Below are 25,491 nucleotides of genomic sequence, written 5' to 3' on the forward strand. Positions count from 1 at the left end.
AGGTGATGATAATAAAAACGAATTTGATTGAAGTTGGGAAATACATGAACATTAGAGGGACAAAGCTATACGTTGAAACACATGGAAACCCTAAAAATAAGCCAGTATTGTATTTGCACGGTGGACCAGGAGAGAGTTGCTATGATTTTTCGTTTCATCAAGCGGAACGATTAAAAGATTCCTTATATGTAATTATGATAGATCAAAGAGGAGTTTGTCGATCAGAAGTAATTACTGAAGAAGAACCTTTTGGACTAAGTGATTTAATTGAAGACTGTGAGGAACTAAGAAAAGTATTACAAATTGAGCAATGGTCTGTAATAGGACATTCTTTCGGTGGATATTTAGCGTTATTATATGCGGTGACATACCCAAATTCAATAGAGAAAATAATATTTGAAGGGCCGACTTTTGATTTTGCATTAACAAGTAGAGCTTTATTACAAAAGACAGGGAGTTTATTAAAGAAATACGGAAAAGAAGCAGCAGCAGAAGAGTGCCTAGCTTACTCATCTAGTAATGCTAGTTCAAAAGATTTGCTAGAAGCTTATATAAGATTAAGTAATGAATTAGAAGAAAAAAGAATGGAGATTTACAATTATACGGAAGATGAAACGGACGATAGTTTATATAGTGACGAAGAGTGGGATGTATTTTCAAATCGTTCCAACATCCATTTTGATAGACTGAAGTCAGAAGGCGCATGTCATACGTCATTATTATCAAAAATAGAAGAAGTAAAGAATCCAATGTTATTAATTGTAGGGAAATATGATGTAGTCACATGTGAAAAACAAATTGAAACATTTAATAAAGATGCTCGAAACGGTAAGTATATCGTGTTTGAAGAGAGTGGTCATACACCTCATTATGAAGAAGCAGATCGATTCGCAGAAACAGTCATTCATTTTTTGAAATGAAAAAGGGTGCTTCTACAAATGAGAAGCACCCTATCTAAATTTCGGGATAAGTGATTGTTATGTTAGACCATTTGCTTTGCCAATTCTTTTTCATAACTCTCTTATTGTACATATGTATTCGTTCTTTCGTTTCAAGAAAATGAGCTGTCGGTTTTACTTGTAATGAAAGTACATCTTCAATTCCACATGGAGTTGTTAATATGACATTGTTTTGCTCGTCAAGTGTAACGCCTAAAGCAGTTGCTGTTTCTGGAAATTTAGAAATAGCATCCACAGAAGAAGAATACGGTGGCATGTTATTTACTACATGCATACGAGCTTGATTCTTAACTGACCAAGGTATAGAAGCATCTAAATGTGTCAGTTTCTTCTCTAATGATTGTTCGTATGCCTCATCTTTAAGAAAAGAATCAAAATAAATGACATCAACGTCTGGTGTAGTTGTTCTTACTTCGAAGTTATGTAAAGTATCCCAAATTTTAGAACGAACAAACCCGGCGCAAATCCACCAATCAGGTAGCTCTAGTGATTTTGCCATTTGTAATACGTTCATCATCCATTCATCGTTTTCTACTAAGCGAATTATATCTTGCTCTGTTTGTATCTTCATTGATATATTCACCTTTCTAGTAAATTAATGCATCAGTTCAATAATCCATAAAATCCAGTAAGCACCTGGTACGAATAAAAGTTGTGCGAGTAATGTGCCGAAAAGTCTAGAAATCATTAGCCAACCATACATTTTACTCATAGATTCAGCACCGTGTTCTGATTGTAAAGCTCGCTCTGTTAATAAAGCAATGCGTGGATCGAGTAGTACTGTTAATAAAATAGTAGCAAAACCATTTACAAGTCCAGAAGCTGTACTTGCGTTTGTTGCATAATCTGGATTTAGAAAAGAAGCGTAAAGGGCCGAAAGGACACCGGCTGTATAAATTGCAGTAGCAAACATGTTGATAAGCATAATACGTTTTGGAATACCACCGATACGCAGTCTATGAATCATTTCTAGCTTTGGAAAGCGTACATATTTTTTTGTGTACTTTAATTTTTGAATGTTATTCGTCTTCATCATTCGAATGAATGAACCATCTGTTTCAAAGTTTTGAATGACGTATCCAAATAGTTTTGTCAAAGTTGGATAAAGTATAATCGCGAGCAATGTACCGACAGAAGCAGATAATAGAACGAGCCGTATAATATGCTCTAAATCAATAGAAGAATCTAGCTTTGCTTCATCCGACAATACCACCGATTAAAAAGGCTTGTAGTAAGTTAGATGTTCTTGAAATAAGCAGTACCATTCCTACGCCGGATAAGGAAACGGCAATCTTTTTTAAACGAACACCAGCTAAACGAATACTATAAGAACTTGTTTCGACTGCGTGGATTATAATTGTGAAGGCTATAATAAAGATTAACGTAATTGACATTTATTTCACCAGTTTCTATTAAAATAATTGTAACTTTTTTACTTTATCATATCTATCTCATTTTGTAACTGAAAGTATGTAACATAGAAAAAGTAATTTTTTGAAAAGATAAATAATGGTATTATAGTAGAGGCGGAGTAGGAGAAAGCCTTCAGTATTGCATATAAAGTTAAAATGAGTGGGGGATTAAATATGTATACAACATTTCTATTCGATTTAGATGGAACATTGACGGATCCGAAAGAAGGGATTATAAATTCAGTTTTGTACGCGTTAAAAAAAGTAGGAATTGAAGAATTACATGCAAATGAGTTAGACTCATTTATTGGTCCTCCCATTCAACAATCATTCATAGAGAGATATAATATGAGTGAAGGAGAAGTTGAACGAGCTGTTTTTTATTTTCGTGAGTATTTAAAGCAGAGTGGATTGTTTGAAAATAATGTATACGAGGGTATTCCAAATCTCCTAAAACAATTAAAAGATACGGGAAATCGTTTATTTATAGCTACTTCAAAGCCTACTATATTTGCTAGACAAGTAATAGAACATTTTCAACTAACGAATTATTTTGAAGATATCATTGGAAGTAATTTAGATGGAACGAGAATAAAAAAAGAAGAAATCATTGCTCATATTTTACAAACAAATGAAGAGCTTAAAAAAGAAGAAATGGTCATGATTGGGGATAGAAAGCACGATATAATAGGAGCTAATCATAATGGAATTGCTTCAATTGGAGTTTTGTATGGCTATGGAAGTAAAAAAGAATTGACTGAAGTTGGTGTGACTCATATCGCGAATGATGTAGAAGGGTTACATTATTTTTGTATAGAAAATAGCTTGATAAAGCAATGAATATAGACATTAATAGTCCCTTTATAACGTATGACGATGAAATCGTTATCGTTTAAAGGGATTTTTCATATGTAATCGAATATGTATAATTAGACATTTTTAGCATGAAAAATTTGTAACAAATAGAGGAGGTTTGTCATGAAAGAATAGAGTGTGGCAAGATTACAGAAGTTTATCAAAATAAGATTGAATTTTCAGTTTAAAGGAGGGGTATAATTGGAGCTAGTTATTATTTTATTAGCACTTAGTTTACTTATGTTTGTAGCATATAGAGGGTTTTCTGTTATTTTATTTGCACCGATTTTTGCATTATTTGCGGTATTTTTGACAGAACCTAGTTTTGTATTACCTTTCTTTTCTAATATTTTTATGGAGAAAATGGTAGGATTTATTAAGTTATACTTTCCAGTGTTTTTACTAGGGGCAATATTTGGGAAAGTAGTAGAAATGTCAGGAATTGCTGACTCAATCGCAAAGACAATTGTAGAGTTAGTTGGGGAAAAACGTACAATTTTAGCGATTGTTTTAATGGGGGCTATTTTAACGTATAGCGGTGTTAGTGTGTATGTAGTGGTATTCGCTATATTCCCGTTCGCGGCTAAGTTGTTTCGACAAGCCGATATTCCAAAGCGTTTAATCCCTGGAACGATTGTTCTCGGAGCAGCGACGTTTACAATGGATGCACTTCCTGGATCACCACAAATTCAAAATGTAATACCTACAACTTTTTTTAAAACTGATATTTATGCTGCTCCGATACTAGGTATTTTAGGAGCAATCTTTGTTTTAACGTTAGGTTTACTATATTTAGAGAGTAGAAGTAAAAAGGCTAAGGCAGCGGGAGAAGGCTATTTCGGGTTTAATGATGGGAATAATGAAATGGCTGCATCTTTACAATTAGAACAAAAAGATATGCCGGTACTAAGCAGTATTGAAATTACAAGAATACAGCAAGTAATTGCGTTTGTACCACTTATTTTAGTAGGTGTAATGAATAAAGTTTTCACAATCATGATACCGAAGTGGTATCCGAATGGTTTTGATTTTTCTGCAATTGGTATGAAAGCATTTGGAAAGGTAGAATTAAGTGCAGTAGTAGGAATTTGGTCTGTAGAGTTGGCACTTATCATTGGGATTGTTTCAACACTTTTATTATATTGGAAACGAGTAGTAACAGGTTTTCAAGCTGGATTAAATACAAGTATTGGGGGAGCACTACTTGCAACAATGAATACAGGGGCTGAGTTTGGCTTTGGTGGTGTCATTGCAGCACTTCCTGGTTTTGCGATAATGAGAGACAGTATCTCTGCAACGTTCACGAATCCTTTAGTGAATGGAGCGGTAACGACGAATATATTAGCAGGTATTACAGGCTCCGCATCAGGAGGAATGGGAATTGTTTTAAGTGCTATGGGGGATAAATTTATTGCAGCAGCCAATCAATTTGATATTCCGTTAGAAGTTATGCACCGTATCGTATCAATGGCATCAGGAGGAATGGATACATTACCACATAACGGAGCTATTATTACGATTCTTACAGTAACAGGATTAACACACAAACAGTCATATAAAGATATATTTGCTATTACAATTTTGAAAACGGTTGCTGTATTTGCAGTCATCGCGTTCTATACTTTAACAGGAATCTATTAAAAATATTTGAAATTCGAATAGTAAAGATTCATCAAATCGATATTTTATTTCATAAAATATTAATTAGGGTAAGAAGGGGTGGAGTACTTGCAAGAAGTTGCTGAATTTCGTATGCCGAAGTCTGTATTATATGGGAGAAATTCGCTTGAAAAACTGGGGGAACAATCAAAAAAGTTAGGAAAAAGAGCTTTTATAGTTACTGATACAATTATGGAGAAATTAGGTTATGTTGAAAGGTGTATAAAACAACTCAACAAAAAAGGTATAACTGTTATTACATATAATAAAGTGAATGCTGAGCCTACAAATATACACGTATTAGAAGCGTTAACTATTTGCAAAGAAGGAAAGTGTGATTTTATTATCGGTATTGGTGGTGGAAGTTGTATTGATGCTGCGAAAGCGGTAGCAGTGTTATATACTAATGGTGGAGAAATTGAATATTACGTTCAAAAGGATATCGAAATAGAAAATGATCCGTTACCACTTATTGCAATTCCAACAACTTCTGGTACTGGGTCAGAAGTAACAAGTGTAGCAGTAATTACGAATAAAAAAACAGATGTAAAAATGATGATGAAGCATCCGAGTTTCATACCACAAGTAGCAATTATAGACCCAATTTTAACATGTTCGGTACCACCCGAGATTACGGCAGCAACAGGGATAGATGCATTGTGCCATGCAATAGAAGCATATATTTCTAAAGTTTCACAACCGCTTACAGATGTACTGGCTCTTTCAGCAATTGAAAGTATTATGAAATATTTACGTATTGCATATGAAGATGGAGATAATATGGAAGCAAGAGAAGCGATGATGATTGCTTCATTACAAGCTGGAATCGCATTTTCAAATGCATCAGTTACATTAGTTCATGGAATGTCTCGGCCCGTGGGAGCATTATTTCATGTGCCACATGGAATATCAAATGCAATACTATTACCTACAGTTTTAGAGTTTACAAAAACAAGTGCGGTGAAAAGGTTAGCCGAGGTTGGACGCAGTTTAAATAAAGATTTCTACTCATATTCTGATGAAGAAGCAGCGAACTACATGCTTGCTGAAGTAAAGAAACTTTGCTTTGATCTTCGTATTCCAAATTTAAAAGAATACGGAATCGATGAAATTGAATTTGAAAATGCTATTTCTAAAATGGCGTCAGATGCAATTGAAAGTGGTAGCCCAGGAAATAATCCACGAGTACCTTCTTATGATGAAATTAAACAGTTGTATCGAGAATGTTTTAATTACAAATATAAAGATTCTATAAAAACATCGAAATATTAATTTCTGAATATTCTATAAAAATTTCCTTGGAAATGAATGTAGAATTGATCTTCATTATTGACATCTTAAATTAGGTTAAAACAAGACTTTATATTATAAACTTAAAGTCTTGTTTTATTATGTATAATATACATAATAAAATGTTGTTATTAGTTTTATAAAAATAGTTAAGGTAGGTGTGGTGTTTATATATGAAAATGATAGGTCTTATAGGTGGTATGAGTTGGGAATCAACTTCTGAATATTATCGAATCATTAATGAAGAAATAAAAGAGAGGTTAGGAGGATTACATTCAGCAAAATGTATGATTAATAGCGTTGACTTTGAAGAGATTGAACGATTCCAGTCTAACGGAGATTGGAATGGAGCAGGAGAAGTATTAGGGAATGCGGCATATTCATTGCAGATGGGAGGAGCAGACTTTATAATCATTTGCACAAATACAATGCACAAGGTAGTTGACAAAATAAAGGAAAATATTAACATTCCGGTCTTGCATATTGCTGATGCAACTGCAAAAGAAATTAAAAGAAAAGGTATTCAAACGGTGGGACTACTTGGAACAAAATACACAATGGAGCAAGATTTTTATAAGTCACGTATAGAAGAGAATGATATAAAAGTAATAATACCATTAGAAAAAAATAGAGAAAAGATAAACGAAATAATATATACAGAATTATGTTTAGGAGAAATAACATCTCAATCAAGAGAGTATTATAAAAGAGTCATAGAAAAGTTAGTGCAAGAAGGGGCGCAGGGAATAATTTTAGGTTGCACAGAAATAGGGTTATTAATAAAACAGGAAGACGTATCAGTTCCAATATTTGATACAACCTATATACATGCGATTGAAGCGGTAAATTTCGCTTTAGAAAATAGATTATAATTATATTATGTAAACTTAAATCACGAGTCTGGAAAACATTCAGAAAATATTTTATAATGTAAGTGGTTACATTCAGGGAGGAATGCGTATGTTTTCAGTTCAACCAATCGCATTTGTACATAATGAAAGAAAGGAAATAAAAGATGATGAGTGGGGAGAAGTAAGATCCTGCATTACTTTAAATGAAATGTATACAGAGGAAAGTATACAAGGCATTGAAGATTTTTCTCACATTGAAGTTGTTTTTTATTTTCATAAAGTAACGGATGAACAAATTCAATATTTTGCTAGACATCCTAGAAATAATAATGATTATCCTAAAGTAGGCATTTTTGCACAGCGCGGTAAAAATCGTCCGAATCGCATAGGTGTGACAATTGTAAAAGTAATAAAAAAGGAAGGTAAATCAATTATTGTTGAGGGATTAGATGCTATTGATGGCACGCCTATATTGGATATAAAGCCAATAATGAAAGAGTTTATGCCGAAAGAAGAATTACAACAGCCTAAATGGGCAACGGATATAATGAGCCAGTATTGGAAGGGGAATGGAGTAATATGAGAATATATGAGGCAACAATTGCAGATTTAGATGGACTAGCATCAGTTTTTAATAACTATCGCATGTTTTATAGACAAGATTCAGATATAGAAGGAGCAAAAGTATTTTTACAAAATCGAATTGAGAGAAAAGAATCCGTTATTTTCGTGGCTGTTGAAGACGGCGAATATATTGGGTTCACGCAACTATATCCATCATTTTCTTCCATTTCAATGAAAGAATTATGGATTTTAAATGATTTATTTGTACAAGCGGCTAAGCGTGGAGCTGGTACAGGTAAAAAATTATTAGAAGTTGCAAAGGAATTTGCATTAGAAAATGGCGCAAAAGGTGTAAAATTACAAACAGAGATTGATAATTTATCAGCACAGCGATTATACGCTGAAAATGGTTATTTGAGAGATAATCGTTATTTCCATTATGAATTAACTTTTTAAAAAAATTAAGATTAAATGAGACGTTTTCAAGTAAAAGAATTTCTTTGTAAAGAGAAATTCTTTTTATTTTTGCCGAAATTAAAAGAATGTGACGATAATAATGAAACGAAAAGCAATATTTATTTATTGTTAAACAATAAAATTTATGGTAAAATCATGTTGTCATTGAATAAGTGAGGTATTGTAAATGAATCTTAAACGAAGTTCAACCACTTTCTTAAAAGTAATTATTTTTCTGGCTGGAATTGCAGTGCTTGCTTTATGCATATTTTTAGTGCCTAAAATGGCGAATTTTGCAGCAAATTTGTATCCAAATATTGCTCCGATGAAATATCTCGTTTTCATTGTGATGTATGGAGCGGCTGTACCTTTTTATGTTGCTCTTTATCAGGCTTTCAATCTTTTACATTACATTGACGAGAACACAGCGTTCTCGGAATTATCTGTAAAGTCGTTAAAGAATATAAAGGGCTGTGCAATTACAATCAGTGGTTTGTATGTATTAGGTTTGCCACTTTTTCATTTTATAGCGAAGAAAATTGACCCTCCTATTGGGTTAGTGGGACTCATCATCATTTTTGCTTCGCTCGTTATCGCCGTTTTTGCTGCTATCCTCCAACGGCTGCTACAAGAAGCGATTAACATAAAATCAGAAAATGATTTGACAGTCTGAGGTGGCGGATATGACAATTATTATTAATATTGACGTCATGTTAGCAAAACGAAAGATGAGTGTAACGGAGCTTTCGGAGAAGGTTGGAATTACTATGGCGAATCTTTCTATTCTGAAAAATGGGAAAGCAAAAGCTGTTCGTTTTTCAACATTAGAAGCGATTTGTAAGGCTTTGGATTGTCAGCCAGGTGATATTTTGGAGTATAAAAGTGACGAAGATACGCCATAAAATCAGAAAAAATCTATTTAACGGGAGACGATAGAGAATGTAAGGGATAGCCACTAAGCTATCCCTTATTTGCGTTTATTGATGTTATTTACCCAGAGAATTCCTCTGAGAATTGCATTGATAGTAGTGATGAAAAATATGATGTGATTTGCAATGTTTGCTCCTCAAAAGGCTATTTAAACCATGTTTTACATTGCGTCGAGTGAATCAAAACCTGCAATATATATCCTCTCTTGTTTTTGTAAGAGAGGATATATATTGCTATTTTTTATTTTACAGAGTGAAACGTCTCTTTTAAATTGTTTTATAGTTGATTTAATATCCAGTTTGTTGCATCTTCAAAGTTTTCTGCAATGTAGTTTGGTTCGATATGTGCCCACTTGTCTCGGTACGTATGTAAAGCATCATATCCAGCGCCCGTTCGTACTAAAAGCGTTGTCGCGTGTACTTTTGCTCCTGCAACAATATCAGTCCATCGATCACCAACTACAGCGCATCGTGTTAAATCTAGTCCATGTTTTTCCGCTGCTTTAAGAAGCATGCCTGTACTTGGTTTACGGCATTCACAACCATCACCGTGTTTGTGAGGACATAGGTAAACATCATCAAAACCGAAATTTTCTAATTCTTGTACAAAATCATTTACGGTTGCTATTCCATCTGCAATACCTGGTTGATTTGTAAATGAGAAAATTTTTATATTTTGAGCTTTTAGTTTTTGCAAGGATGCTTTTGTAAAAGGAAATAATGTAAAAGAGCCTGGATAATGTATTGTAGTGTCACCACCGATTGTACCGTCACGATCAATGAAAATTGCTTCAATGTTTGTCATAGTTATAACCCCTTCAATTCCAATAAAATGTAATCAAACATTAAATATTCTGTAAAAAAATGTTTTTTCCTTCTATGAAAACGAATAAATTATAATGATATATAGATAGTGATATGTTATCATTTTCCTTGATTGTATTAGAAATGGAAAGAAGGGAAATGTATGTTAGAAGTGAATATCCGCTCTGCTGGATATGAAATAGGTGAAAAGATAATTCATGATATTGCTTTTTCCATCGAAAAAGGTGAGTTAGTTGCTCTTATTGGCGCAAATGGTGCCGGGAAAAGTACGACGATTAAAACAATGCTAGGCTTACTTGTAAATATGAATGGTGAAATATCATTTGGCGAAAAGAAAAATCCTTATGCATACGTGCCAGAACATCCAACATATTATGATTATTTGACGCTCTGGGAACATATTGAATTATTAATGGCGGCTCGTGGAAGTGAAATGGGGAGCTGGGAAGAACGGGCGGAACAATTATTACATACATTTCGAATGGATAAGCATAAGCATGAGTATTTATCAAAGTTTTCAAAAGGTATGAAACAAAAATCGATGCTAATATTAGCGTTTTTAACAGAGCCAGATTTTTATATAATTGATGAACCTTTTATCGGTTTAGATCCAGTAGCTACGAAAGAGTTATTAAACTATTTATATAAAGAAAAAGAGCGTGGAGCAGGAATTTTACTGTGTACACATGTATTAGATACTGCTGAAAGAATTTGTGAAAGATTTTTGCTTATTTCGCAAGGAACGTTAGTAGCAGATGGGAATTTACATACGATTCAAACATTAGCTGAAATGCCGGAGAGTCCATTATTAGACTGCTTTGATGCAATTGTAAGGCGTGAACAACGTGATTAAAAAACAATTTTATAAAAGATTACGCCATGAACTTGAGCGAAAATGGAGGTCTATACGTTCGGTAACAGATTGGACAGTTGCGTTATATATTATTATTCCAGCACTTATATTTATGGGAATCTATTATCGGTCACTATGGATAAATGAATTATCAATGGAAGAGACGATTTACTTCGGATTAGGGTTACTCGCATTTTATCTTGTAACATATTCGAGAGGAGTTCGCTCATTTTTTGAACAAGCAGATAGTTTATTTTTAATTTCGTATCCAGCTCATATGCGAAAATTAGTTCAGTATGGCATGATTTACACATTTGTTCGAATAGCGATAACGAATGTAATGGTAGTGGTTGTTATGTTGCCAGTGTTGATAAAAAGTATTGGAGCAACAACGGTACAAATTGTATTATTTTGGGTGTTTTTTACTGCATTTCAATTTATGCTGTCGTTGTTGACGAGACTTATTCAAGTACGTGCGGGGAAACGATGGATTTTATGGATTGTAAAAAGTATAGTATTTTCTATGAGCTTATCCTTTGTTGGAATTAGTCTATTTTTTATTTATAAAAACCCCTTTTATTCAATTATATTTATAGGTCTATCAATTTCTTTAATTATTGTAGTAGTAAAAGAGAAGATGAATTATAAAAATTACTTTTTTAAAGAGGTTGAAAAAGAAAAAGAAAAAGAAGAAAGCATGCGCTGGACAAGTGGTATTATGCAAGTTGGAGGGCATGCTGCTAAGCCGAGTAGTTCGAATAAAAAACCGTGGATATTTCCACGTTCCAAAAGATTTTTAGGGAAGAAAGCTGATTCTCGTATTGTCGAATCCTTTTTGAAAGAATTTTTCCGTACAAGCAGTGCACGAATGTTTTATATTCAAATTGTATGTATAAGCACTGCGAGTATTATTATGAGTCCAAGGTGGATTACAGCTATTATTCTCATATTTACTTTATTTGCAATTTCTCGCTATGCACGTGATTATTGGAATGAATTTACGAAAAAAATGTTTCTTCATTTATACTGTGAAGAAGGGAAATTACTTTTGTTAAGATGGAAGGCGGATCGTTATTTACTACTTCCAGCTATACTTTTGTATGGAATAGTTATACTTTCCTATTTCTATTTATTACCAGCTGTAATTGCCGGGATTATTTTTATATTATTGATTGGTTGGGTTGTATTTGTACCGTAGAAAAAGAGCCGGAAATTGGCTCTTTTTCTAGTCTGTAACACATTGATAAATAAAATATACTAAAACGAGTATGCTTGCGGCGGAATACATGACATCTAAAGTCATCTGGTCGCCTCCTCATTGTTGTTGTATTTATAGTGTATGAAATCTTACAATTTCATATTCAAGTGAAAAATATGTGAACGTTAACAAATTTGTAAAGTGCAAAAATTACAATCATTTTGTATAATAGAAGAAACAACCGTTATATAAAATATAATGAGTGAAAGGGGAGGAACATAAATGCCAAATTGGTTTAGAAAAACCTTAGTCGCATTAATTACCGTATTTACATTTGGTTTAGTGACGCCTCCTTCCATATTGCTTGATAATGCCAAAGCTGCGGCCAAGCCTACGAGCACAGCTGGGCAACAAAATTTGGAGAGCACGTCCTATACATATGAAGAAACGAATGACAGGTTAACCACCGATACTTTTATTACTTATGCAATGCAAGAAGCAGAGAAACAGTCGATGCAAAAGTTTGGCACTAAAATTGGGCCAGTAATTGAAGATGAATTTAAAGATATAATATTACCGAAAATTGAAGAAGCAATTGCTGAACTTGCCAATGATGTACCAGAAGAATCGTTACAATCGTTAGCGATCTCTCAAAGACCAGCTGGTGGGAATAATGAAAAGATTTTTCACGTTTACGATACAAAATCAGGAAATGACTTACTGCGATTTCACGTAAGAAGAGATCATCCACCGCAAGATGGTTATTATTTTAATTTCCACTATCATCGTTTTGATGATGGATACTCTGGACATCATGAATTAGGAAATATTTATTGGAATATGAATGTACCGCCAAAATGGCTGTCTTAAAAAGAACAAGAGAAAATCTTGTTCTTTTTTATGCTTATAGAAGGTTAAGACACCTATGTTGTTGAATAACATAGGTTTAGAAAAAAGAAGTAAAAGGAGTATGGGGATGCAAAAATATATTGTTTTTGACTTTGATGGCACATTAGTAGATTCACAAAATATATTTGTACCGATTTATAATCAACTAGCTGAAAAGCATGGCTATAAGACAGTGAGAGAAGAAGAAATTGAGCCTTTACGCAAATTGACGATTCCAGAGAGATGTAAAAAACTAGATGTACCACTTTATAAACTACCTATATTAGCGTTAGAGTTTTATAAATTATATCAACCGGCTATAAAAGATCTTGTTTTATTTCACGGGATGAAGGATGTTTTAGAGGAATTACATAAAAAAGGCTATGGGATTGCAGTCATATCATCGAATTCAGAAGAGCATATTCGGGCGTTTTTACACAATAATGGTATCGAAAATATTCAAGAAGTGTATTGTTCTAAAAATTTGTTCGGTAAAGATAAAATGATAAGAAGATTTTTGAAATCCAAAAAAATAACAGAGCAAGATATGTTATATGTCGGTGATGAACAGCGAGATGTAGCAGCATGTAAAAAGGCCGGGGTGAACGTGATTTGGGTATCTTGGGGATATGATGTCATTGAAACAGTAAAAAAAGATGCACCAGATTATATGGTCAATACGCCAATGGAAATTGTGCAAGTAGTACAGGGGGCACATTCTTAAAATGAATACATTTCGAGCTGGTATTCATCATATTGAATTTTGGGTAAAGGATTTAGAGGAGTCCATTTCTTTTTATGATAAGTTTTTTCCAATCATTGGTTGGAGAAGACTAAGTGAAGTAGCATATAGTACGGGCAAAAGTGAAATATATTTTAAAGAAGTAACTGAGGAAATGGTAAGGACTTTAGGGCCAAGACATATTTGTTATCAAGCTATTCATAGAGGTGTGGTTGATGAAGTAGCAGAGTTTCTTGCTAGTACGAAAGTGAAGGTAATACGTGGTCCGATTGAAATGAATCATTATTCAGATGGGTACTATACAATCGATTTTTACGACCCGAATGGGTTTATTGTAGAAGTAGCGCATACACCGAATGCAGAAATGTAAGGAGAAAATGAAGGAACATAACAACATGTTCTCGATCAGTTCTTTTTCTTCAGCGGTTAAGATTGGCCGGGTTACTTTGTTTTTCTCCTTGATGATTTCACGAATACTTATCTAAAGGATTTTATAAATGTAAATTGAAGTATATAAGTATATGATCTTAAAGGAGGTCAGGAAATGGATTTAACCTGGTTATTTGGGCCTTTTATGATTGCTTCAATTGTAATATCGTTGATTGGAATATACGTCAAAAAACCATATTTTCTAATAATCTCCGCAATATTAGTTGTACCTATATCTTTATATTTAGCCAGCACTCCTAAGTTTTCGTTATGGGGAATTGTATTTCCTCTGTTTTACGTAGCTGGAGCCATATCATTAAAAAAGCAAAAAACCTGGTTACCAATTCTATTTTCAATACCAGTATATTTATTAATCCTTTGGTTTGGGTATGTAGTAGTTAATCCTGAACCTGTGAATTATGAAACCATAACGGAAGAACAACAAGTAGAACCCTAAAGATAACTTCCAGCATAGCTGGAGGTTTTTCTCTTATATTGCAGAATACATAGTCTAACACGAAAAAAATAAATACAAATGATTTTAACTTCCAATAACGAATTTTACGTCAACTAGTACCTCTTTACGAGGGGCTAGTTGTTTTTTTGTTGTATGCATATTAGAAGCATAAGTTGGCCGTAAACTAAAAGAAGCATAAGTTGAACGTTTCGGTCATCTTATGCTTCTTGTTACAGTTAGCTTCAAAAGCTAGCGATTTAAAGGGAATTGACACTTTATGTTTCTATCGAGTATTTTTTGCACCAGAATCCTTGAGAGAATATATGATAACGTTAATTAAATGAATTTCATAAACTTTTGCGTTTTACGCTAATAAAAATTATAACATTCAAAAAAATGAAATTTGAGGTAAAATGATGAATATAGGAATGAAAATAAAGAAATTGAGGACCGAAAAAGGAATGACTTTGAAAGAGTTAAGTGAAAAAAGCGAACTATCTGTTGGATTTCTGTCTCAGTTTGAAAGGGGGCTTACTACCATAGCAGTTGATTCACTTGAAAAACTAGCTGATATTTTGAAGTACATTTAACACATTTTTTTGATTATCCACTTAAAAGGAAAGATATGGTTTTAAGAGGCTATGAACAAGAAATAGTGGATTCAGTAGAAGGTAGCTTTATTAAGTATAGTTTAAGTACAAATTTAGAAAATAAACAACTTGTTCCAAGGTTTATAGAAATACTTTCTCAAAAGAAAGATGAAGAAATATTATCTTATAAGCGTGAAAGTAAAGAATTTAGTCTTAAGGAAAATGGAGGTATTAGTAATGAATATCAGGAATAGAATCGAAAAGTTAAGGCAGCTAATGAAAGAAAATCAAATGGATGCTTATATAATTCCCAGTTTTGATGCACATCAGAGTGAATATGTAGCAGAACATTGGAAAGGTAGACAATGGATATCAGGATTTACAGGGTCAGCAGGTACTGTAGTTATTACATTAAATGATGCTGGGTTATGGACAGATGGCAGATACTATATTCAAGCTGAAAAGCAGCTTGAGAACTCAGGAATCAGATTATTTAGAATGGTGGATCCCGGGGTACCATCTTATACAGAATGGCTAGGAGACGTTCTTAAAGAAGGAAGCATTGTAGGATTTGATGGAAATGTTTTTTCAATTAATATGGTTAAAAAGATGGAAAAAGATCTAAAAGCAAAGAAAGTCGCATTAAAAATGAATCAAGATTTAATTGGTGAACTGTGGGAAGATAGACCGGAGATTCCTAAAGGACCAATTTTTACTCATGACGTAAAATATGCAGGCAAATCACGAGTAGAAAAATTAAATGAAGTAAGAGAAGAGATGAAAAATAAAGGAGCAAATTATTATATTTTAACTTCACTTGATGAAATTGCATGGCTTTTGAATATAAGAGGGGCCGATGTGCCTAACAATCCAGTTGTAATAGCTAATGTAATCGTAGCAGAACAAAAATGTTATTTATTTATTGATTTTTGCAAGGTTCCTTACTCGGTTAAATTAGAACTGGAGGCTGAAGGAATCGAGTTAAAAGCGAATCATGAAATACAAACATTCTTAGGAAATATTTCAAACGAAGATGCCGTTATTTTAGATGCGGATAAAGCTAATATCATATTATATAATGCCATTAACAGTAATACAAAGAAAATTGAAAGCCCTAACATCACGAATGATTTAAAAGCTATTAAAAATGAAGTTGAGATACAAAATTTAAAATGGTGTGAAATAAAAGATGGTTTAGCCATGGTGAAATTTATAAAATGGGTTAAAAACTGTGTAGATAAAGAAGAAATTACAGAGATTGCTGCAGAAGAAAGATTAGAAGATTTCAGAAGGGAACAGGAAGGATTTGTTGGCCCTAGCTTTGATACGATAGCAGGTTATAAAGAACATGCTGCGATGATGCATTATAAAGCTAATAAAGAAACGCAACATACTCTTAGGAATGAAGGTCTTTTTTTAATTGATTCAGGCGGACAGTATTATGATGGGACAACAGATATTACACGAACGATTGTTTTAGGAGAACTTACCGATGAACAAAAAAGAGATTTTACATTGGTGTTAAAAGGGTTTATTGCATTAAGCTCAGTAAAATATTTATACGGAGCAACAGGCCCTCACTTAGATGTATTAGCAAGACAACCAATTTGGCAGTATGGTTTGGACTATAAATGCGGGACAGGACATGGAGTAGGTTTTTTCTTGAATGTTCATGAAGGGCCACAAAGCATAAGGAATAATAATAATAGCGTTATATTAGAAAAAGGCATGATTATTACGAATGAACCAGGAATATACCTAGAAGGTAAATACGGCATAAGAATTGAAAATATGATGTTAGTAGTAGAAGACGAGAAAACAGAGTTTGGTCAATTTATGAAATTTGAAGCAATCACGTATTGCCCTATTGATTTAGCCGGTATCAATAAGGATATGTTAACAGAGAGCGAAAAGCAATGGTTAAACAATTATCATCAAGAGGTATACATAAAGCTCGCTCCTTATTTAAATGAAGAAGAGAAAGTGTGGCTAAGGGAAGAGACTCGGGAATTATAAATAGGTTTGCCGAATACACATATACGCTAAAAGAACAATATGATATTGGTATAGAGGCAGGAAAAGATTTAGCAAAAATGCATACATATGAAGCACCAAGGGACTTACTGCCTTGGCATGAAAGAGCAATGAAAAAACATCGGAAATATTTAGAGCATATAAAACATGCGGAATTAAAATTGAAAATGATGATAGAATTATTAAGTTTATAGATGAAAATGAAATGTATGTAAAGAACTGCCCAAATCGATTTCAACATGACGATTTTCATTTAGAAAATCTAATTGTAAGGGATGGGAAATATGTAGGTGTTGTTGATTTTAATGGCTATGATTGGGGCGATCCACTGCATGATTTTGTAAAGATTGCACTATTTGCAAGAGATATTAGTATCCCGTATTCCATCGGACAAATAGTAGGCTATTATAACGGGAAAATATCAGAGGAGTTTTGGCGGTTATATGCTGTATATGTAGGGATGACTGTTTTCTCATCAGTTGTCTGGTGCTTACGAGCAGCGCCGCATATGTTAGATGATATGTTAGAACGCCTAACTATTGTTTTAGAGGACCATAAAAACTTTGAGTTATCGAAGCCAATTTGGTTTGATAGTGAAATGATAAATGAAAAATAGGAAAAGTAGGTGTGTTTTCTCACACCTACTTTTTGATTACTAGTAAATGAACTATTTAACTTTCATAAATGCAAGCGGCTGAGTACTTAACATAGCTGGCACATGTAACTGAAGGGATGGGAATTCACCACTTACATTCATTTCATAAGCAAATAATAGATTCATTTTCATTTGGAACAAGTCAACTGGTGCGGAGAAAATGTCGTAGTGATGATGCTGTAATGGAATTTCCATCTCCATAAATTGTACATATAACGAATCCTCTCGTTTATATACTTGTAATGCTCCATAAGCAGGATGTTCAAAAGTACCAATGTAGTCCTCTAATTTGTGAGAAGGTGTAGTCCCATTTATTGCTTCAGGAAGTGATTCCATTGTCTCTTTCATCATTTCTTTCATTTTTTCACTATCTTCTACAGCACGTTCATGCCAATTTATATATTCAAGTCCGAGAAGTTCGTCGTAAATATGTTTTGTAATATAGGTAGGGAGTAAAGTTTGTCCAGAATTTGTTAGCACGATAATTCCGATATTTTCATTTGGTATGAATGACGCAAGTGCAGAAAATCCATCAATATTACCACCGTGATGAATAAGTTTATAACCGCGGTAAGCGCTAATAAACCAACCTAGTCCGTAGCTATTTACTGGTGACTCACTTGTTGATAATATCGGCTGATCCGGGATTGGTGTATGCGGTGTATACATTTCTTGGAGTAGTTCAGTAGAAATTAAATCATGATTTTCTATTTTTCCTTCGTTTAAATGAAGCAGAATCCATTTTGCCATATCTTCAATGGTAGAGTTAATACATCCGGCAGCTCCAACCGTATCGATATTTCGGAATGGAATCTCTTTTATTTCACCATTATCTTCAGTGTAAGGTAATGCGTAATCATCTGTATTTTGTGAATCTGTAACAGAGAAGTTTGTATGCCTCATATTTAAAGGCTCTAAAATATGTTCTGTAGCGTATTGCTCCCATGTTTGATTCGTAATGTTTTCCACGATATAACTAATTGTTGCATACATTAAGTTGTTATATAGAAATGCTGTGCGGAACGGTGCATCAAGTGATAAATGTTTTATTTTTTCTACTATATCTTTTCGAGATAAGGAGGAGCTGTACCAAAGAGCGTCATGACGACTTACTCCAGTGCGGTGGGATGCTAAATCGCGTCCTGTAACTTGTGAGCTAGCAAGCAGTTCAGATAGAGAGAAGTTAGGTATATAAGATTGGACAGGGGTATCCCAATTAAACTTTTTTTGTTGTGATAATAAGCTTAATGAGAGTGTACCAAAAGCTTTCGTTGAGGAACCGATTGCGAACAGAGTACTCGGTGTAACAGGCTCTTTTGTCTCTATATTACGATAGCCGAAACCTTCTGAAATAATAACTTTACCATCTTTTATAACAGCTACAGCAGTACCAGGAACTTTTAAATCTTTCATCATTTTTTCGACTGTTGTTTGTAAAGAAGTCATACCAGGAGTTTCAATTTTAGACATACTTCTAACCTCCAAATATAAATTTTGTTCTACCGCACTATACTTTCGGTAATAGAAGATAAAAACCTTTTTCAAGATGGAAAGTTAATAATTTTGTAAGAATTACTGCAAGAAATTTTGTTAATTAGGATTATTAAATCTACGGTTTTTCATGTTATGATAAATTGCATATAAGATTGAAAGAAGGTTTTCCTACATATGAAACATGCTGAATATGAATACTTAAATTTATGCCGTCATGTAATGGAGCACGGTACGAAGAAAGAAGATCGTACGGGGACAGGTACTGTATCTGTATTTGGATACCAAATGCGTTTCGATCTTAGTAAAGGATTTCCTTTATTAACGACAAAGAGAGTCCCATTTCGCCTTGTAGCAAGTGAACTGCTTTGGTTTATGAAAGGTGATACAAATATTCGTTATTTATTGCAACATAATAATAATATTTGGAATGAATGGGCGTTTAAGAGCTGGGTGGAAAGCGATGAGTATACCGGCCCTGATATGAGAGATTTCGGTCTTCGCTCACAACAAGATGAGGAATTTAAAGTGCAATACGATGAGCAAATGGAATTGTTTAAAAAGAACGTTTTAGAAGACGATGAATTCTCAACGAAATTTGGATATTTAGGAGACGTATACGGAAAACAATGGCGTGCTTGGAAAACGACAGCTGGTGAAACACTTGATCAGCTAAAAGATGTAATTGAAATGATTAAGAAAACGCCAGATTCACGTCGCTTAATTGTTTCAGCTTGGAATCCTGAAGATGTACCAAGTATGGCTTTACCGCCTTGTCATACACTATTCCAATTTTATGTAGCAGATGGAAAGCTTTCTTGTCAGCTATATCAAAGAAGTGGTGATATTTTCCTTGGAATACCATTTAACATTGCAAGCTATTCACTATTAACGCATTTAATTGCACATGAATGTGGTCTTGAAGTAGGAGAATTTGTTCATACAATTGGTGATGCACACATTTATACAAATCATTTTGAACAAGTAGAAAAGCAATTGGCACGTGAACCACGTCCATTCCCGAAACTTACATTAAATCCAGATGTAAAATCTGTGTTTGATTTTGAAATGGAAGATTTAACTATTGAAGGATATGATCCGCACCCAGCAATTAAAGCACCGGTTGCAGTGTAATTGTAGAGGAGATGAAAAGATGATTGTTTCATTTATGGTCGCAATGGACGAGAATAGAGTAATTGGTAAAGATAATAACTTACCTTGGCGTTTACCGAGTGAATTACAATACGTGAAGAAAACGACAATGGGCCACCCGCTTATTATGGGAAGAAAGAATTATGAAGCGATTGGTAGACCGTTGCCTGGAAGACGTAATATTATTGTAACTCGTAATGAAGGGTATCATGTTGAAGGTTGTGAAGTTGCTCATTCTGTAGAAGAAGTATTCGAACTATGTAAAAATGAAGAAGAGATTTTTATTTTTGGTGGAGCACAAATTTATGATCTCTTTTTACCTTATGTAGACAAGTTATATATAACAAAAATCCATTATGCATTTGAAGGAGATACATTCTTCTCAGAAATGGATATGACGAATTGGAAAGAGATTTTTGTAGAGAAAGGTTTAACAGATGAAAAAAATCCGTATACGTATTATTACCATGTATATGAGAAAAAACAATAATAAAAAAGATTGATGTGAGAATTCACATCAATCTTTTTTATTTGTATTCATTAATATAAGTTTATAGATGAGATTTGATAGTGCTATAATAAAAGATAGCATGTAAAATATGCTAAAATTATTAGATGTATGCAAAATTGAAAGAGGAGGAGAATCGAGTGAAAAAAATATGGGGGATTCTTTTTCTTTGTCTAACATTCATGTTAGTTGGATGTGGTAAAGAAGAAAAACCACAAGAAGTATTTGATACATATGCAAAAGCCTGGAATGAACAAAAATTTGCTGATATGTATGATCAATTATCAGAAAATGCAAAAAAAGATATTTCTAAGAAAGAGTTTACGGAGAAATATGAAAGAATCTATTCTGGTATCGAAGTGAAAAACTTAAAAATAGAAACAGGGGAAGTAAAAAAAGATAAAAAGGATGAAGGCCCTGTTCCTTTTAAGGTAAGCATGGATACAGTTGGTGGTAAAATCACTTTTGGACAAGAAGCAAAAATGGTGAAAGAGAAAGATGGAGATAAAGAATCTTGGAAAATAGATTGGACTCCTGATTTCATTTTCCCTGGCATGACGAAAGATAGTAAAGTACGTATGCAAACGACGCAACCGAAACGTGGAGAAATTTACGATCGTAACGGAAAAGGTCTTGCGACGAATGGGAAAGCTTCTGAAATTGGAATCGTTCCAGAAAAATTAGGCGATACTGCTCCACAAACGAAAGAGACAGTAGCGAAGTTGTTAAATATTTCTGTAGAAGAGATTGATCAAAAACTAGCTGCAAAATGGGTAAAACCAAATTATCTTGTACCAATTGGAATATTGCCTGAAGGGGCAACTCAAAATACGTACATCGATTTACCAGGCGTTTCAACAAAACCTGTAAATGTCCGTACATATCCGTTAGGAGAAGCGGCAGCTCATCTAACTGGTTATATTGGAAAGGTAAATGCTGAAGATTTAAAAACGCTTCAAAAGAAAGGCTATCAGGCTGATGAGCCAGTTGGTAAGGCTGGATTAGAGCAAGTGTTGGAAGAAAAGCTACGTGGTAAAAAAGGTGGCCGTGTCTTCATGGAAGATGCGCAAGGAAAAGAAATAAAAAATTTAGCGAAAACAGATGCTGTTGATGGGGAAAATGTAACTTTAACCATTGATAGTGCTACTCAAGAAAAAATTTATAATGAGATGAAAGGAGAGGCTGGATCTAGTGCTGCAATTAATCCGAAAAGTGGGGAAACGCTTGCACTTGTAAGTAGTCCGGCTTATGATCCTAATTTAATTGCACGAGGAACATCAAAAGCACAACGTGAAGCTTGGAATAATGATCCGAAAAAGCCTATGACGAATCGATTCACACAATTATCGGTACCAGGTTCTGTATTTAAGCCAATTACAGCTGCAATTGGTCTTGAAACGAAAACGATTGATCCAAAAGAAGAGTTGAAAATTGAAGGATTGAAATGGACAAAAGATTCTTCTTGGGGTAATTATTATGTAACGCGTGTGAAAGATGCAAATCCGATTGATTTTGATAAGGCAATGAAATACTCGGATAATATTTACTTCGCACAGGAAGCGTTGAAAATTGGGAAAGACAAATTTATGAGTGAAGCGAAAAAATTCGGATTCGATGAGAAACTACCAATTGAATATGGATTCCCTGCTTCTAAAATTGCAAATGACGGCATTAAAAATGATATTCAAATGGCAGATACAGGATATGGACAAGGAGAAGTGTTAATGACTCCTCTTCATTTAGCTTTAACATATGCGCCAATTGTTAATGATGGAAATATACCTTCGCCATACATTATCAAAACAGATAAACAACCAAAAGTTTGGAAAGAGAATGTCATTTCAAAAGGAAATCAGGATATATTAAAAAATGCTTTGACTAAAGTAATTAATGATCCAGATGGTACTGGGAAAATTGCTAAAATTGATGGTATGACTCTTGCTGGAAAAACAGGTACAGCAGAATTAAAAGTATCTAAAGAAGCAGAAGGAAAAGAACTAGGCTGGTTCGCTGCGTTTGATTTGAATTCACCAGATATGGTGGTTACAATGATGATTGAAGATGTAAAAGGTAGAGGCGGAAGTAATATTCCTGCTGAAAAAGTGAAACATGTTTTTCAAAAATAGAAATTGATAGAAACTACCTCCATGAAATATGGAGGTAGTTTTTTATTTGGTTAAAATCATAATGTTTATATACGAAAGTAAAGTGAAACTACATAACTTATTAACTTACGAAAAAAAAGCAGCTATTTTTTATTGACATTGAGTATAACTTTTTGTATTATACTTACATAAGGTAAGCTATTTACTTATAAATTATAAATCTTGAATTAAAGATAAAATAGAAAAAAGGGAGAGAATACAATGACAAAAGTACTATTTATTACAGCAAATCCAAATTCAGCAGAGGGCTCATTCGGTATGGCAGTAGGGGAAGCTTTTATCGAGGCTTATAAAAATGAGCATCCACAAGATGAAGTGGTAACAATTGATTTATTCAACACTACTGTACCAGCAATCGATGCAGATGTATTTGCAGCTTGGGGCAAATTTGCAGCAGGTGAAGGTTTTGAAACTTTAACTGAAGTTCAACAACAAAAAGTTGCAGCAATGAACACAAACCTAGAAACATTTATGCATGCAGATCGTTATGTATTCGTAACTCCAATGTGGAACTTTAGCTATCCGCCAGTAGTAAAAGCATACTTAGATAACTTAGCAATCGCAGGTAAAACATTCAAATATACTGAAAATGGTCCAGTTGGTTTACTAGAAGGTAAAAAAGCACTTCACATTCAAGCGACAGGTGGCGTTTATTCTGAGGGAGCATATGCAGCTGTAGACTTCGGTCGCAACCACTTAAAAACGGTATTAGGATTCATCGGTATAAATGATACTGAATATATTGCAGTTGAAGGAATGAACATAAATCCTGAAAAAGGACAAGAAATTAAAGAAACAGCAATTGCAAATGCGCGTGAATTAGCAAAACGTTTCTAATATGGAATGCTTAAAAATGTCCAAACACTTGTTGTTTGGACATTTTTTCTTCTTTTTCCTTCGTTTGTCTAGTATAATGAAGGTCGGAATGATAATAGGTGGGGGTTCTGTATGATTCAAACGTTTTTTAAAATCTTTTATTTAATTTTAATCGTAATTGCGATTACACCGAGAATGTGGCGTCTTAAAAGACAAATAAGTACGATGTCACCACAAGAAAAAGATAGTGTTGTGTATAAAACAACAAACTGGTTTGGTAAGAAAATGGTACGTGTAGCTGGAGGGGCAGTAGAAGTAAAAGGACTTGAAAATGTCCCGAAAGACAAGCCAGTACTCGTTGTAAGTAATCATCAAAGTAATATGGATATTCCTGTTTTACTAGGTTACTTAAATAAGCCAATTGGATTTGTTTCAAAGGCAGAGATTAAGAAGTTTCCAGTTGTACCAACTTGGATGGAACTTATGAATTGTGTATTTATGGATCGTAATGATCGTCGTCAATCTCTTAAAGCAATTAAAGATGGAATCGAGCTATTAAAGAACGGACATTCTATCGTAATTTTTCCAGAAGGAACGAGAAGTAAGGGCGGCGAAATAGGAGAGTTTAAAGCTGGTAGTTTTCACCTTGCAGTAAAATCTGGTGTAGCAATCTTACCTGTAACGTTAGATGGTACATATAAAATGTTTGAAGCGAATGGAAATCGTATGAAACCAGCGCATGCAACCGTAACAATTTCTAAGCCGATTACACCTGAAGAGTATGCAAATATGGATATTAAAGAATTAACGAAGCATACACAGGATGTTATCGCATCAAAATTACATAAGTAATAAAAAAGGTTTCAGCTTATATCAAGCTGAAACCTTTTTTACTATGCTGCAGGCAAGACATAAAAGAGTACGCAGAAGAACATCATTGTACTACCACCTAAAACGAAAAGATGCCAAATGGCATGATTGAAAGGAAGCTTTTCCCAAAGAAAGAAGATAGCCCCGACAGAATATAAAATGCCGCCTGCTAACAGTAGTGAAAAACCGTGTCCAGTTAAATTTTCGTAAAGTGGCTTAATGGCAACAATTATAAGCCAACCCATAATGATATAACATAAAGTTGATGCTTTTATAAAGCGGCGTACAAAGAAAATTTTGAAGATAATACCGCCGATTGCAAGTGTCCATATAATAGCAAGTAACGTCCAGCCTAATGTTCCGCGAAGTGTAATAAGTAGAAAAGGAGTATACGTGCCAGCGATTAATAAATAAATGGCTGAGTGATCTAATATAGTAAATAATTTTTCTACCCTTGGATGGTGAATGCTATGTAACAATGTTGAAAACAAGTACAGTAAAAACATGCTTACACCATAAACCGTAAATGCAACTACAGCAGATGCGGTACCATGCTTTGAAGCATGAATAATCAATATGATTAAGGCAGGGATGCTTAAAATGGCACCGATACCATGTGTGATTGCATTTGCAATTTCTTCTTTCACAAATTGGGTCATTCGTGTCATTTTTTTAGTCATAATGCAAATCCTTTCTACTATTATAAAATAATATATCGTTTCCTTTACCATATCATACACAAGGGCAATAGAAAATGAAATTTGTATAATTGATTATATTTTTTAATTTTTTTGACAAAAGGCAATGGATTTGTTGACGTTTTCAAACTTTTTTGACAAAATA

The 25,491-nt window shown here is 33.8% G+C and carries 27 protein-coding genes and 3 pseudogenes; 24 read left to right on the plus strand and 6 right to left on the minus strand.

All coding sequences use genetic code 11. The features are described 5' to 3' along the window. The first annotated feature begins 5 nt into the window (after positions 1–5). Entirely contained in the window at positions 6–920 is a 915-nt protein-coding gene (locus tag MR065_RS07805; RefSeq protein ID WP_242213187.1) for an alpha/beta fold hydrolase, read from the plus strand. A 34-nt stretch (positions 921–954) separates the two neighbouring features. Here MR065_RS07805 and MR065_RS07810 read toward each other — a convergent pair whose 3' ends face one another. Together MR065_RS07810 and MR065_RS07815 are read right to left on the minus strand one after the other, a co-directional pair. After that, positions 955–1,530 (minus strand): nucleotidyltransferase family protein, encoded by a 576-nt coding sequence (locus MR065_RS07810; protein ID WP_242213188.1) that lies wholly within the window; start codon positions 1,528–1,530, stop codon positions 955–957. Between the two features lie 24 nt (positions 1,531–1,554). Next, positions 1,555–2,353, minus strand: a pseudogene (locus MR065_RS07815) (lipid II flippase Amj family protein). Positions 2,354–2,545: 192 nt separating this feature from the next. Between MR065_RS07815 and MR065_RS07820 the strand changes: the two are divergent. From MR065_RS07820 to MR065_RS07855, 8 genes are all read left to right on the plus strand, one after another. Continuing rightward, positions 2,546–3,211, plus strand: a complete 666-nt coding sequence (locus MR065_RS07820; protein WP_242213189.1) for an HAD family hydrolase — start codon at positions 2,546–2,548, stop codon at positions 3,209–3,211. 216 nt (positions 3,212–3,427) lie between these two features. Then, entirely contained in the window at positions 3,428–4,867 is a 1,440-nt protein-coding gene (locus MR065_RS07825; protein ID WP_242213190.1) for a GntP family permease, read from the plus strand. An 87-nt stretch (positions 4,868–4,954) separates the two neighbouring features. Beyond that, positions 4,955–6,157: an iron-containing alcohol dehydrogenase gene (locus MR065_RS07830; protein WP_242213191.1), complete on the plus strand. Its 1,203-nt coding sequence runs from the start codon at positions 4,955–4,957 to the stop codon at positions 6,155–6,157. A 191-nt stretch (positions 6,158–6,348) separates the two neighbouring features. Further along, a complete protein-coding gene (locus MR065_RS07835; protein ID WP_242213192.1) occupies positions 6,349–7,047 on the plus strand; it encodes an aspartate/glutamate racemase family protein in 699 nt (232 codons plus the stop codon). 88 nt (positions 7,048–7,135) lie between these two features. Beyond that, positions 7,136–7,609, plus strand: a complete 474-nt coding sequence (locus tag MR065_RS07840; RefSeq protein ID WP_242213193.1) for an SAM-dependent methyltransferase — start codon at positions 7,136–7,138, stop codon at positions 7,607–7,609. Beyond that, positions 7,606–8,046 carry a GNAT family N-acetyltransferase gene (locus MR065_RS07845; RefSeq protein WP_242213194.1) on the plus strand — a complete coding sequence of 147 codons (441 nt, stop codon included), beginning with the start codon at positions 7,606–7,608 and terminating at the stop codon, positions 8,044–8,046. The genes MR065_RS07840 and MR065_RS07845 overlap by 4 nt, the downstream gene beginning before the upstream one ends. A gap of 187 nt (positions 8,047–8,233) precedes the next feature. Then, positions 8,234–8,719, plus strand: a complete 486-nt coding sequence (locus MR065_RS07850; protein ID WP_242213195.1) for a DUF2975 domain-containing protein — start codon at positions 8,234–8,236, stop codon at positions 8,717–8,719. Positions 8,720–8,729: 10 nt separating this feature from the next. Beyond that, positions 8,730–8,948 (plus strand): helix-turn-helix domain-containing protein, encoded by a 219-nt coding sequence (locus MR065_RS07855; RefSeq protein ID WP_097905160.1) that lies wholly within the window; start codon positions 8,730–8,732, stop codon positions 8,946–8,948. Positions 8,949–9,252: 304 nt separating this feature from the next. Here the strand turns inward: MR065_RS07855 and MR065_RS07860 are convergent, their stop codons facing one another. After that, positions 9,253–9,780, minus strand: a complete 528-nt coding sequence (locus tag MR065_RS07860; RefSeq protein ID WP_242213196.1) for an HAD-IIIA family hydrolase — start codon at positions 9,778–9,780, stop codon at positions 9,253–9,255. Positions 9,781–9,942: 162 nt separating this feature from the next. On the opposite strand from MR065_RS07860, the gene MR065_RS07865 reads away from it, so the two are divergent. The 5 genes from MR065_RS07865 (at position 9,943) to MR065_RS07885 (ending at position 13,851) form a co-directional block, all read left to right on the plus strand. Then, a complete protein-coding gene (locus tag MR065_RS07865) occupies positions 9,943–10,653 on the plus strand; it encodes an ABC transporter ATP-binding protein (protein WP_242213197.1) in 711 nt (236 codons plus the stop codon). Continuing rightward, positions 10,646–11,851, plus strand: a complete 1,206-nt coding sequence (locus MR065_RS07870) for an ABC transporter permease (protein WP_242213198.1) — start codon at positions 10,646–10,648, stop codon at positions 11,849–11,851. Before MR065_RS07865 ends, MR065_RS07870 begins: the two co-directional genes overlap by 8 nt. 282 nt (positions 11,852–12,133) lie before the next feature. Continuing rightward, complete coding sequence (locus MR065_RS07875) at positions 12,134–12,721, plus strand: YpjP family protein (RefSeq protein WP_242213199.1); 588 nt, start codon at positions 12,134–12,136, stop codon at positions 12,719–12,721. Between the two features lie 106 nt (positions 12,722–12,827). Continuing rightward, entirely contained in the window at positions 12,828–13,463 is a 636-nt protein-coding gene (locus MR065_RS07880) for an HAD family hydrolase (RefSeq protein ID WP_242213200.1), read from the plus strand. 1 nt (position 13,464) lies between these two features. Next, positions 13,465–13,851, plus strand: coding sequence for a VOC family protein (locus MR065_RS07885; RefSeq protein ID WP_242213201.1), 387 nt, complete (start codon positions 13,465–13,467; stop codon positions 13,849–13,851). Positions 13,852–13,859: 8 nt separating this feature from the next. Here MR065_RS07885 and MR065_RS07890 read toward each other — a convergent pair. Then, positions 13,860–13,962 (minus strand): annotated as a pseudogene (locus MR065_RS07890) (YolD-like family protein); the annotation flags it as partial. Positions 13,963–14,025: 63 nt separating this feature from the next. Here MR065_RS07890 and MR065_RS07895 point away from each other — a divergent pair. The 5 genes and pseudogenes from MR065_RS07895 to MR065_RS07915 form a co-directional block, all read left to right on the plus strand. After that, complete coding sequence (locus MR065_RS07895; RefSeq protein ID WP_242213202.1) at positions 14,026–14,367, plus strand: hypothetical protein; 342 nt, start codon at positions 14,026–14,028, stop codon at positions 14,365–14,367. Positions 14,368–14,783: 416 nt separating this feature from the next. Beyond that, positions 14,784–14,957: a helix-turn-helix domain-containing protein gene (locus MR065_RS07900; RefSeq protein ID WP_242213203.1), complete on the plus strand. Its 174-nt coding sequence runs from the start codon at positions 14,784–14,786 to the stop codon at positions 14,955–14,957. Between the two features lie 35 nt (positions 14,958–14,992). After that, positions 14,993–15,211, plus strand: a complete 219-nt coding sequence (locus tag MR065_RS07905; RefSeq protein WP_242213204.1) for a hypothetical protein — start codon at positions 14,993–14,995, stop codon at positions 15,209–15,211. Then, positions 15,195–16,973, plus strand: a complete 1,779-nt coding sequence (locus MR065_RS07910; RefSeq protein ID WP_277927342.1) for an aminopeptidase P family protein — start codon at positions 15,195–15,197, stop codon at positions 16,971–16,973. Before MR065_RS07905 ends, MR065_RS07910 begins: the two co-directional genes overlap by 17 nt. A 17-nt stretch (positions 16,974–16,990) precedes the next feature. Next, positions 16,991–17,607: pseudogene (locus MR065_RS07915) on the plus strand (aminoglycoside phosphotransferase family protein); the annotation flags it as partial. A 51-nt stretch (positions 17,608–17,658) separates the two neighbouring features. Here the strand turns inward: MR065_RS07915 and MR065_RS07920 are convergent. After that, positions 17,659–19,116: a serine hydrolase gene (locus MR065_RS07920; protein WP_242213206.1), complete on the minus strand. Its 1,458-nt coding sequence runs from the start codon at positions 19,114–19,116 to the stop codon at positions 17,659–17,661. Between the two features lie 198 nt (positions 19,117–19,314). Here MR065_RS07920 and MR065_RS07925 point away from each other — a divergent pair, with 198 nt between their 5' ends. From MR065_RS07925 to MR065_RS07945, 5 genes are all read left to right on the plus strand, one after another. Next, the gene (locus MR065_RS07925; RefSeq protein WP_242213207.1) at positions 19,315–20,271 is read left to right on the plus strand and encodes a thymidylate synthase; all 957 of its coding nucleotides are present in this window, start codon (positions 19,315–19,317) and stop codon (positions 20,269–20,271) included. Between the two features lie 19 nt (positions 20,272–20,290). After that, the gene (locus tag MR065_RS07930; protein ID WP_242213208.1) at positions 20,291–20,779 is read left to right on the plus strand and encodes a dihydrofolate reductase; all 489 of its coding nucleotides are present in this window, start codon (positions 20,291–20,293) and stop codon (positions 20,777–20,779) included. Positions 20,780–20,937: 158 nt separating this feature from the next. After that, positions 20,938–22,923 carry a penicillin-binding protein 3 gene (pbpC, locus tag MR065_RS07935; protein WP_242213209.1) on the plus strand — a complete coding sequence of 662 codons (1,986 nt, stop codon included), beginning with the start codon at positions 20,938–20,940 and terminating at the stop codon, positions 22,921–22,923. A gap of 240 nt (positions 22,924–23,163) precedes the next feature. Beyond that, positions 23,164–23,799 (plus strand): FMN-dependent NADH-azoreductase, encoded by a 636-nt coding sequence (locus tag MR065_RS07940; protein WP_242213210.1) that lies wholly within the window; start codon positions 23,164–23,166, stop codon positions 23,797–23,799. Between the two features lie 111 nt (positions 23,800–23,910). Next, positions 23,911–24,630, plus strand: a complete 720-nt coding sequence (locus MR065_RS07945) for a lysophospholipid acyltransferase family protein (protein ID WP_242213211.1) — start codon at positions 23,911–23,913, stop codon at positions 24,628–24,630. Between the two features lie 41 nt (positions 24,631–24,671). Here MR065_RS07945 and trhA read toward each other — a convergent pair whose 3' ends face one another. Continuing rightward, positions 24,672–25,328, minus strand: a complete 657-nt coding sequence (gene trhA / locus MR065_RS07950; protein WP_242213212.1) for a PAQR family membrane homeostasis protein TrhA — start codon at positions 25,326–25,328, stop codon at positions 24,672–24,674. Positions 25,329–25,491: the final 163 nt, after the last annotated feature.

Source organism: Bacillus cereus group sp. BfR-BA-01383, assembly GCF_022663495.1.
GTDB classification, from domain to species: Bacteria; Bacillota; Bacilli; order Bacillales; family Bacillaceae_G; genus Bacillus_A; species Bacillus_A cereus_AU.